General features: G+C 67.1%; 10 protein-coding genes. 9 read left to right on the forward strand and 1 reads right to left on the reverse strand.

All coding sequences use genetic code 11. The annotated features are described in order from the left end of the window. Positions 1-29: 29 nt before the first annotated feature. From J0I47_RS13570 to ung, 3 genes are all read left to right on the forward strand, one after another. Complete coding sequence (locus J0I47_RS13570; protein WP_294047520.1) at positions 30-578, forward strand: peroxiredoxin; 549 nt, start codon at positions 30-32, stop codon at positions 576-578. Positions 579-702: 124 nt separating this feature from the next. Next, the gene (locus J0I47_RS13575; protein ID WP_294047521.1) at positions 703-1,701 is read left to right on the forward strand and encodes a GGDEF domain-containing protein; all 999 of its coding nucleotides are present in this window, start codon (positions 703-705) and stop codon (positions 1,699-1,701) included. Positions 1,702-2,062: 361 nt separating this feature from the next. After that, positions 2,063-2,767, forward strand: a complete 705-nt coding sequence (ung, locus tag J0I47_RS13580; protein WP_294047522.1) for a uracil-DNA glycosylase — start codon at positions 2,063-2,065, stop codon at positions 2,765-2,767. Here ung and J0I47_RS13585 read toward each other — a convergent pair. Next, entirely contained in the window at positions 2,753-3,292 is a 540-nt protein-coding gene (locus tag J0I47_RS13585; protein ID WP_294047523.1) for a 2'-5' RNA ligase family protein, read from the reverse strand. The two genes, ung and J0I47_RS13585, sit on opposite strands and share 15 nt — an antisense overlap. A 107-nt stretch (positions 3,293-3,399) precedes the next feature. On the opposite strand from J0I47_RS13585, the gene J0I47_RS13590 reads away from it, so the two are divergent. From J0I47_RS13590 to J0I47_RS13615, 6 genes are all read left to right on the forward strand, one after another. Further along, positions 3,400-3,816 (forward strand): DUF1810 domain-containing protein, encoded by a 417-nt coding sequence (locus J0I47_RS13590; protein ID WP_294047524.1) that lies wholly within the window; start codon positions 3,400-3,402, stop codon positions 3,814-3,816. Between the two features lie 14 nt (positions 3,817-3,830). Continuing rightward, the gene (fdhD, locus tag J0I47_RS13595; RefSeq protein ID WP_294047525.1) at positions 3,831-4,616 is read left to right on the forward strand and encodes a formate dehydrogenase accessory sulfurtransferase FdhD; all 786 of its coding nucleotides are present in this window, start codon (positions 3,831-3,833) and stop codon (positions 4,614-4,616) included. Beyond that, positions 4,613-5,146, forward strand: coding sequence for a molybdenum cofactor guanylyltransferase (locus J0I47_RS13600; RefSeq protein ID WP_294047526.1), 534 nt, complete (start codon positions 4,613-4,615; stop codon positions 5,144-5,146). The genes fdhD and J0I47_RS13600 overlap by 4 nt, the downstream gene beginning before the upstream one ends. Positions 5,147-5,223: 77 nt before the next feature. Then, complete coding sequence (locus J0I47_RS13605) at positions 5,224-6,306, forward strand: catalase family protein (protein WP_294047527.1); 1,083 nt, start codon at positions 5,224-5,226, stop codon at positions 6,304-6,306. 53 nt (positions 6,307-6,359) lie between these two features. Beyond that, on the forward strand, positions 6,360-8,651 hold the full coding sequence (locus tag J0I47_RS13610) for an FdhF/YdeP family oxidoreductase (protein WP_294047528.1): 2,292 nt from the start codon (positions 6,360-6,362) through the stop codon (positions 8,649-8,651). A gap of 64 nt (positions 8,652-8,715) precedes the next feature. Continuing rightward, positions 8,716-9,716, forward strand: a 1,001-nt coding sequence (locus J0I47_RS13615; protein WP_294047529.1) for a methyl-accepting chemotaxis protein, incomplete at its 3' end; no start/stop codon positions are given.

The following is a 9,716-nucleotide window of genomic DNA, read 5'->3' on the forward strand; positions in this document are numbered from 1 at the left end:
AGGCGGCCATCGTTTCAAGGAGAGCCCCGATGCGCCTTCGTCCCTTCCTCGCCGCCGCCGCGATCGCCATCGCGCTTCCCGCCACCGCGGCGCTGTCGCCGGGGCAGAAGGCGCCCGACTTCACCACGCGTGGTGCGCTCGACGGCAACATCGTCAAACTGCATCTGGCCGACGAGCTCAGGAAAGGGCCGGTCGTGCTGTATTTCTTCCCGGCCGCCTATACCGGCGGGTGCAACCAGGAAGCGCATGATTTCTCGGAAGCGATGCCGCAATTCAAGGCGGCGGGCGCGACCGTGATCGGCATGTCGACCGATACGGTCGAGCGGCTGGTCAAGTTCAGCAAGGAGAAGTGCGCGGGCAAGTTCACCGTCGCCAGCGCGGGGCCGCGCGTGGTCAAGGCATATGACGTCGCGCTCGACCGCATGATCCCGGACGTCGAGACCAAGCAGTTGCGCGCCGTCACCAACCGCACCAGCTACGTCATCGCGCGCGACGGCAAGATCACGTTCGTCCATTCGAACCTGAGTGCGGCCGATCATGTTCGCCTGACGCTCGATGCGGTGCGCGCGCTCAAATAAGCGGACCCATCGGACAGGTCGCACAACCTATTCTTAGCGCTTTGGCGTTATCCGGCTGGCCGCAGGGACGGGCAATCGGGGCAAATGGGTGGCAAGCGCGCCGCAGTTCAATCTTAAGCCAGGGGTGTCCGATCGGCTGTATGCAGCGATCGGCGACTTCCTGTTCGCGCATCGGCTGAGCGTCGATCCCGTCAATTACGCCTTCGTGCATCGCGTGCTGAGCGCGCCGACCGGGCCGCTGGCCGCCGCGGTCGCGCAGATCACCGATGGCGGGGTCCGGCTGACGTCGCGCGATATCGAGGAACTGGGCAGCGCGGTCGCGACCGGCACGTCGCCGGGCGACGGCGTCGACGCGAGCAATGCCGAGGAAGCGATGCAGGCGCTGGTCGCGCGCACGCAGATGCAGGTCGAAGGCTTTGCCGATACGGTCGCCGCGATCCGGGCGGAAACGCGCGGGTTCGGTCGTGATCTCGAAGCGAGCGCAGCGGCGATGCGCGGTGGCGCCGAACAGGCGATCGACATCACGCGGCTGGCGAGCACCATGCTCGACCGCGTGCGGGCCGCCGAAGCGCGGATGGCGAGCGCCAACGAGGAAGCCGACGCGTTGCGGCGCGAGCTCGAGACCGCACGCCACGATGCCAAGGCCGATCCGCTGACCGGCCTCGCCAATCGCCGTGCCTTCGAGGAAGCGTTCGAAGCGGCGAGCGGCGCCGGCGCGCCGATCTGCGTCGCATTGTGCGACGTCGATCGCTTCAAGTCGGTCAACGATCGCTTCGGCCATGCCGTCGGCGACCGTGTGCTCAAGGTCATCGCCGGCGCGTTGCGCGAAGCGTGCGGCGAGCATCTGGTCGCACGCTATGGCGGCGAGGAATTCGCGGTGCTGTTCACTGGTTGTGCGGTCGACGTCGCGGCCGATACGCTCGATACCGCACGCGATGCCGTGGCGGCCAAGCGCTATCGCCTGCGCGAGACCGACGCCCCGCTCGGCGCGGTCACCTTTTCCGGCGGGGTAAGTGCCCATAATGACGGCGAATCGCTGGGATCGGTGATGGGGCGGGCCGACCGACTGCTTTATCGCGCGAAGGACGGCGGCCGGAACCTGATCGAGCGCGACGCCGCGTAGGAAATCGCGCCAATAGTCGGCGGGTGGCACATCAAAGTTTGGCGGTTATCACGACCTTACTGTGCTCGTCAAAATAATATCTAGCTTTTACAATCACATATAGAATTGGCACGACTGGTGCAAAGTCCTGGGCAAGGCCGCCGAATGAACGGCGGCCGGTCATAAAGGGATATCAGTCATGTCGGTTCGTTCGATCTCGGGTCAGGCGTTCTTCTCGCTCGTCGCGGCGCTGCTGTGCTCGGCAGCCCTCATCAACGCCGCCACCTCGGTCGTCCCGTTCGCATGAGCGGGACCGTCGCCGCCCTCGGGTCGCAGCATCCGTGCATTGACAGCGCCACCCCGGCTGGGGTCAAGCACGGCGATGGGCGAGATCAGGCTGCACCCGAGCTGGCTGGAGCCGTTGCGCGGCGAGTTCGCGCAACCCTACATGTCAACTTTGCGCGCGTTTCTGGTTGCTGAGCGGTCCGCCGGCAAACGTATCTTTCCCGCCCCCAACGACTGGTTCCGCGCGCTCGACCTGACGCCGCTCGATCGAGTCCGCGTCGTCATCCTGGGGCAGGATCCGTATCATGGCGAGGGCCAGGCGCACGGCCTCAGCTTCTCGGTCCGGCTCGGCGTCCGCGTCCCGCCGAGCCTCGCCAACATCTATCGCGAGTTGGAAAGCGACCTCGGCATCGCGCCGGCGCGGCACGGCTTCCTCGAACATTGGGCGCAGCAGGGCGTGTTGTTGCTCAATGCGGTGCTGACGGTCGAGATGGGCCGCGCGGCGGCGCACCAGGGGCGCGGGTGGGAACGCTTCACCGATGCGGTGATCCGGCTGGTCAACGCGCAGACGCGGCCGACCGTCTTCATGCTGTGGGGCAGCCATGCCCAGAAGAAGGCGGCGTTCGTCGATTCGGTTGATCGCGGCGGGCGGCATCTCGTCATAAAGTCGGTCCATCCGTCGCCGCTGTCGGCGCATGGCGGGTTCTTCGGCAGCAAGCCGTTCAGCCGCGCCAACGCGTTCCTGATCGAGCATGGCGAACCGCCGATCGACTGGGCGCTGCCAGCGTTAGAACAGGGATAATTGCCGCTCCGGCATCAGCGCCCAGCGACCGATTTCCTGATGCCGCGTCTCGCCCAGATGGCTGTGGATCAGCACGATCTCCTCGGCCTGCCAGCCGATCGGGGCGATGGCGTGCGAGAACGGCGCGCCGTGCGGATAGCCCAGGGTCAGGTGGGGATTGAACGCCCAGTCCCGGCGCGGCGCCAGCCCGACCGCCAGCAGCGCGGCGCGGATCGCGGCGTGGAGCCGCATCAACGCCGCGGGCCGGCGGCCGACGCGCAAGCCGATCCAGCCGCCCAGCCCGACGATCCGCTCCAGCGCAAAGGCGAAGGAATCGCTTTCGACGCGCGATCCCGCGGTGACGAGTCGATCGACCAACTGCCTGTCCGCCGCGGCGACGTCGTCGAGGATGTCGAGCGTGACGTGCCAATGCTCGTCCGGAATGGCGTGTGTGGGACAATGGTCGCGCCGGGCCGTTGCCAGCTGCGGCAACGCGGCGGCGGCGGGCTTGAGCGCGAAGAAGAAGCGGTCGCCGAACTTGGCCATGGCGCGAACTCCGAATCGGATGATATGTTCATGATATGTTCTTGCGTCCGACGAGTCGAATCCGTCGGCATCGGGAGCAGGCAGGCGGTCGGATCGTTGCGATACGCATGACCGACCTTTCGCGTTTCCACGCCGCGCAAGCCGGCGTGATCGATGGTGCGCTCGCCGAACTGCGCGCTGGGGCCAAGTCCAGCCATTGGATGTGGTTCGTGTTCCCGCAGATCGCCGGGCTGGGCGCGAGCGACATGGCGCGGCGCTATGCGATCCGCGATCTGGCGGAGGCACGCGCCTATCTCGCCGACCCGGTGTTGCGCGAACGGCTGGAGGCGGGTGTCGCGGCGATGCTCGGCTGGGCGGGGCGGCGGTCGGCCGACGCGATCCTGGGCGGGATCGATGCGGTCAAGCTGCGCTCGAGCCTGACCCTGTTCGAAGCGGCGGCGGGTGAGGGCAGCGACCCGTACGCAGCCTGTCTCGACGCATTCTACGGCGGCGAACGCGACCCGGCGACGCTGGCGCGGCTCTAGGCTATCGTCGCGCGATGCATGTCCCGCCGCCGAGCATCGTCACGCGATTCGATCGCCATGCGGCCGACGGCATCGTCACGTCGGTCGAACGCGCGCTGGCCGCGGAAACGCCGATCGCGATCGAGGTCAACGGCATCGGCTATGCCGTCCTGATGGCCAGCCCGGCCGACCTGGTCGACCTGGCATACGGCTTCGCGTTGACCGAACGGTTGATCGACGGTGCCGACGATGTCGAGGATTGCCTGGTCCACCCCCAGCCCGATGGCGTGATCGTGCGATTGAGCGTGGGTGCGCGAGTCGCCGACCGCGTGGTCGAGCGGGTGCGGCATCGCGTGTCCGAATCGTCGTGCGGGCTGTGTGGCATCGAGAATCTGGCGCAGGCGATGCGGCCGTTGCCGCCCGTCACCGTGCGGTTTGCGGGAACGGAGGCGGCGGTGTTCGCCGCACTCGGCGCGCTCTCGGCCGCGCAGCCGCTCAACGCCGCGACCGGCGCGGTGCACGCCGCTGCGCACTGCGATGCGGCCGGACGCGTGTTGACGGTGCGCGAGGATGTCGGGCGCCACAACGCTTTCGACAAGCTGATCGGCGCGATGCTGCGAGCCGGAACCGCGTGGGAGGGCGGCTTCGCGCTGCTGACCTCACGCTGCTCGTACGAATTGGTCGAGAAAGCGGCGATCGCGCAATGTCCGCTGCTCGCGACGATCTCTGCCCCGACCGCGCTGGCGGTCGCGCGAGCGGAGGCGGCCGGCTTGCGACTCGTCGCCCTCGCGCGCCCCGATGCCTTGCTGGCATACCCATGAGGACGCTCGGTGCGGTGCTGGCCGGCGGGCGATCGAGTCGGTTCGGCAGCGACAAGGCGCTGGCCGGTTGGCGCGGACGGCCGTTGATCGATCACGTCATCGATACGCTCGCCGCGACGGTCGATGCCGTCGTGATCTGCGGACGATCCTATCGCGATCTGCCGGCGCTCGCCGATCGACCGGCGCCCGACCTCGGCCCGCTCGCCGCGATCAACGCGGCCTTGCATTGCGCAGGAAACGCGGGGTTCGACCGCATCCTGACCGTGCCGTGCGATGTGCCGACGATCGATCGAGCCTTGCTGGATGTTCTCCTGATGCGGGACGACGCGGCCTTTCTTGCCGACATGCCGGTGGTCGGTATCTGGCCGGCCACGCTCGCCGCAGCGCTCGACGCCCATCTGGCGACCGACGGCACGCGCTCGATCCGGGGCTGGGCGGCGGCGATCGGCGCCACCCCGATCGCGTTAGTGGCGGCGCAACTGCCCCCCAATATCAACCGCCCCGACGATCTTGCCAAGCTAACCGACTGATCGAGATCAGCATTATTGCGTGTAGCAATTCAGGAACCCTGCGCGTTCGACCATTTAGCCTCTAGGAGATCGCGCCGATGCCAGCCCCCGTCCGTTTCACCCCGCACGTCGAACAGGTCCAGCCCGACGAGGCGGAGACGATCCGCGAACTCAACGAAACCTTCGACGTCATCCTGAAGAAGACGGCCGAGGATTACGGCCATGCGGTGCGCTCGGTCCATGCCAAGGCGCACGGCATCCTGCGCGGTGAACTGACGATCGACGGCGACTTGCCGCCCGACCTCGCGCAGGGCCTGTTCGCGACGCCGGGCACGCATCCCGCCTTTCTCCGCCTGTCGACCAATGCCGGCGATATCCTGCCCGACGCGATCAGCCTGCCGCGCGGTTTCGCGCTCAAGGTGCTCGACGTCGCGGGCGAGCGGCTGCCGGGGTCGGACGGCACGACGCAGGACTTCATCATGGTGAACGCGCCGGCGTTCCAGGCGAAGACCGCGGCCAAGTTCCTCGGCAATCTGAAGTTGCTTGCCAAGACCACCGATCGGATCGAGGGCACCAAGAAGGTGCTGTCGGCGGCGCTGCGCGGCGTGCACAATGCGATCGAGGCGGTCGGGCTGCAACCGCCGGCGACGATCGACACGCTGGGCGGCGCACCCAATGTCGAGCCGCTGGGCGAGACCTATTACTCGGTCACGCCGTTTCGCTACGGCGACTATATCGCGAAGTTCCGCCTGCGCCCGGTCGCCCCGGCGATGACCGCGCTGAGCGGCGAGATCATCGATGTCGCCGGCCGCGAGGATGCGATCCGCGAGGAAGTGCAGACCGAGATGCGCGACATCGACGCCGAATGGGAATTCGGCGTGCAGCTCGCTTACGACCTGGACGAGCAACCGATCGAGGATTCGACGGTGCCGTGGGACGAGGAGAAGTTTCCGTTCCGCCGTGTCGGTACGCTCCGCGCGCGACATCAGGACAGTTGGGCGCCCGCGTTGGTGAAGCAGGTCCAGGACGAGATGCGCTTCAGTATCTGGACGGGCCTTGCCGCGCACCAGCCGCTCGGCAACATCAACCGCGCGCGCAACGAACCCTATCGCCGTTCGGCGGACTTCCGGGCGCGGTTCAATCATTGTCCCTATCACGAGCCCGTCGTCGAGAGCGTCTGACGGATTGCCATCCCGCCGCCGCGCTGCGACGATCGGACGAAGAGGAGAATATGATGGCCGAGGGCACCGTGCGCTATACCGGGTCGGCCGGCGGGTTCGGCTCGGTCAAGGGCATGGCCAAGGTCGCGCGGCGCGAGCGGCCGATCGCCGGCGCGCTCACCACGCTAGCGCACCAGAACAAGACCGAAGGTTATATGTGCTCGTCGTGCGCGTGGGGGAAACCGGCCAGCCCGCACACGTTCGAATTCTGCGAGAACGGCGCCAAGGCGACGTTGTGGGATTTGACGCGCGACCGCTGCACGCCTGACTTCTTCGCCCAGCATACCGTCAGCGCACTGCGCGGCTGGGAGGATTACGACCTGGAGATGACCGGGCGGCTGACGCATCCGCTGCGCTACGATGCCGCCAGCGACACCTATGTACCGTGCGACTGGGACGAAGCGTTTGCCGGGATCGCCGCCGCGCTCCGGCCGCTGCCGCCGAAGTCGGTCGTGTTCTACGCCTCCGGCAAGGCCAGTCTGGAGACCAGCTATCTCTACGCCTTGCTCGCGCGACGGTTCGGCAACAACAACCTGCCCGACAGTTCGAACATGTGCCACGAGACCACGTCGGTCGGTCTCAAGAAGGTGATCGGATCGCCGGTCGGCACCTGCAAGCTCGAGGATTTCGAGAGCTGCGACTGCATCCTCTATTTCGGGCAGAATCCGGGGACCAACAGCCCGCGCTTCCTCCACCCGCTGCAACTGGCCGCGCAGCGCGGATGCAAGATCATCGTGTTCAACCCGATCCGCGAGGTCGGGCTGATCCGTTTCATCAATCCGCAGAATCCGATGCAGATGCTGACCCAGCACCCGACGCCGCTCGCGCATCAATATCTCCAGGTGCGCCCCGGCGGCGACATCGCCGCGATCATGGGCATGGCGAAGCGGGTGCTCGAACGCGACGCGATCGCGCAAGCCGCGGGCGAACCGCGCGTGCTCGATCAGGATTTCCTCGACCAGCACACGCACGACTGGGACGCGTTCCGCACGCAGGCCGAGGCGACCGGATGGAACGCGATCGAACGCGAATCCGGTCTGAAACGCGGCGACCTGGAAGCGGCGGCCGACGTCTATTGCGATGCCGAGCGCACCATCGCGGTCTACGGCATGGGCATCACCCAGCACGTCCACGGCACCAAGAGCATCGGGATGATCGTCAACCTGATGCTGATGCGCGGCAATATCGGCCAGAAGGGCGCCGGCATGTGCCCGGTGCGCGGCCATTCGAACGTGCAGGGCCAGCGGACGGTCGGCATCTCCGAAAAGCCCGAGCTCGTGCCCCTCGACAAGATCGCCGAACAGTTCGGCTTCGAACCCCCGCGCGACACGGGACATACCACGGTCGAAGTGTGCGAGGGCGTGGTCGACGGATCGGTCAAGGCGCTGGTCAGCCTGGGCGGCAATCTGGTGCGCGCAGTGCCCGATCATCGCGCGGTCGAGGAGCCGTGGATGGAACAGGCGCTGACCGTGTTCGTCGCGACCAAGCTCAACCGTAGCCACCTGATCCACGGCAAGGTGTCGTACCTGCTCCCCTGCCTCGCCCGGCCCGAGGCCGACGTGCAGGCGTCCGGTCCGCAGGCGGTGACGATCGAGGACAGCTTCAGTTGCATCCACGGGTCCTGGGGCAAGCGCCCGCCGGCCAGCCCGCATCTGAAGTCCGAGGTGGCGATCGTCGCGGGAATCGCCGAAGCCTTGGGGTATACTAGCGACAAATTGCGCTGGGACGAATGGACCGCGGACTATGCGCTGATCCGTGATGAGATCGCGGAAACCTATCCGGAGCTGTTCCACGACTTCAACGCGCGGATGTGGCAGCCGGGCGGCTTCTACAAGGGCAACAAGGCGCGCGAGCGGATCTGGCTGACCGAAAGCGGCAAGGCGGAGTTCACCGTGCCCGAAAGCCTGAGCGCGCTGGGCGTCGGCGACGCGCTGGGACGGTTCCACCTGGTGACGCTGCGATCGAACGACCAGTTCAACACGACGATCTACGGCCATGACGATCGCCTGCGCGGCATCCACGGCACCCGCATGGTCCTGCTCATCAGCCCGCGCGACATGGCCGAGCACGGCTTGCGGCGTGGCGAGCTGGTCAGCCTGATCGGCGACGCCGGCGACAATGTCGAGCGCCGGGTCGAGGGGCTGGCGGTGACGCCGTTCGACCTGCCCGACGGTTGCGTCGCCGGTTATTATCCCGAACTCAATCCGCTGGTGCCGCTGTGGTACCACGACAAGGATTCGAAGACCCCGGCGGCGAAGGGCGTGCCGGTGCGGATCGAGCGGGCGAGCAAAGGGGCCGGAGTCTAGTTAAGAGGTTGTTTTCGTTCGCCCGCTACTATTCCCGCGAACGCTCACGTTCGGGGGATTTCAGTTGGTCGACACTGCCAAAGCGCGCATCCTGCCCGAGGCGGGCAGTATCAGCCGTCGCATCGATGTCGCCGAGCGGCTGCGCCTGTTCGGCTTCTCCGCCGACGATATCGCGACGGCCAAGACGATCTGGAGCATCATCGAACCCGAAGCGCGGGCGATTTCGGAAACGCATTGGGCGCACTGGCACGAATTCCGCGGCGAGACGATATTTCTCGACCACGATCATGAGCGGCTGGTCCAGCTCGGCATCGCCTATCTCCGCAATCGCTTCCTTCATCCCGACGGCAAGGATTGGGTCGAATCGGCCGAGCGCACCATCGCCGGCGCGATCTCGTCGCACGTCCCGCTGACGGTGGTGCTGGCGATGACCTCGGCCGGTGCGTCGGTCGCGCTCGACATCCTCGGCCGCCGCCACGATTGCACCAAGGAAGAGCGGCAGCACATCCACGACGTCTTCACGCGGCTGCGCAGCCTGGAATGCGACGTCTACGCGTCGCTCTACGCCGCCTATATCGAGTTCGACGCGGGGTCGCAGCGCGAAGCGCTGGGGCGGACGTTCGACGAGGATCTGAGCGGCACGATCGCCGCGGCGGTGGGTGAAAGCGCCGGGCTGCTCGACCATGCGTTGAGCACGACGACGCTGGCCCGCGGGATGCTGGGCAAGACGAGCGAAGTGGCGGCGGCGGCGGAGCAGTCGGCGGTGGCGATGCGCGAGGCGGCGCAGACGGCGGCCGGGCTGATCCGCGCGATCGAGGATGCGCGGACCGAAGTCGAGGCGGCGGCCGAGATCGCGAACCGCGCGAGCTCGCAAGCCGGCGCCGCGGTCGGCATGTCGGAGGCGCTGAGCGATCATGCCAAGTCGATCGAGAGTATCCTCGGTCTGATCCGCGACATTGCCGGGCAGACCAACCTGCTGGCGCTCAACGCGACGATCGAGGCGGCGCGCGCGGGCGATGCCGGGCGCGGTTTCGCAGTGGTCGCGCAGGAGGTGAAGTCCCTCGC

It is taken from the genome of Sphingomonas sp. (assembly GCF_017304635.1).
Taxonomy (GTDB): Bacteria; Pseudomonadota; Alphaproteobacteria; order Sphingomonadales; family Sphingomonadaceae; genus Sphingomonas.

Excerpts from the sequence above, each read along its gene's own strand:
- J0I47_RS13570 (WP_294047520.1), top strand. The coding sequence starts at position 30 with ATGCGCCTTCGTCCCTTCCTCGCCGCCGCCGCGATCGCCATCGCGCTT.
- ung (WP_294047522.1), top strand. The coding sequence starts at position 2,063 with ATGGGCGAGATCAGGCTGCACCCGAGCTGGCTGGAGCCGTTGCGCGGC.
- J0I47_RS13585 (WP_294047523.1), bottom strand. The coding sequence starts at position 3,292 with ATGGCCAAGTTCGGCGACCGCTTCTTCTTCGCGCTCAAGCCCGCCGCC.
- J0I47_RS13590 (WP_294047524.1), top strand. The coding sequence starts at position 3,400 with ATGACCGACCTTTCGCGTTTCCACGCCGCGCAAGCCGGCGTGATCGAT.
- fdhD (WP_294047525.1), top strand. The coding sequence starts at position 3,831 with ATGCATGTCCCGCCGCCGAGCATCGTCACGCGATTCGATCGCCATGCG.
- J0I47_RS13600 (WP_294047526.1), top strand. The coding sequence starts at position 4,613 with ATGAGGACGCTCGGTGCGGTGCTGGCCGGCGGGCGATCGAGTCGGTTC.
- J0I47_RS13605 (WP_294047527.1), top strand. The coding sequence starts at position 5,224 with ATGCCAGCCCCCGTCCGTTTCACCCCGCACGTCGAACAGGTCCAGCCC.
- J0I47_RS13610 (WP_294047528.1), top strand. The coding sequence starts at position 6,360 with ATGGCCGAGGGCACCGTGCGCTATACCGGGTCGGCCGGCGGGTTCGGC.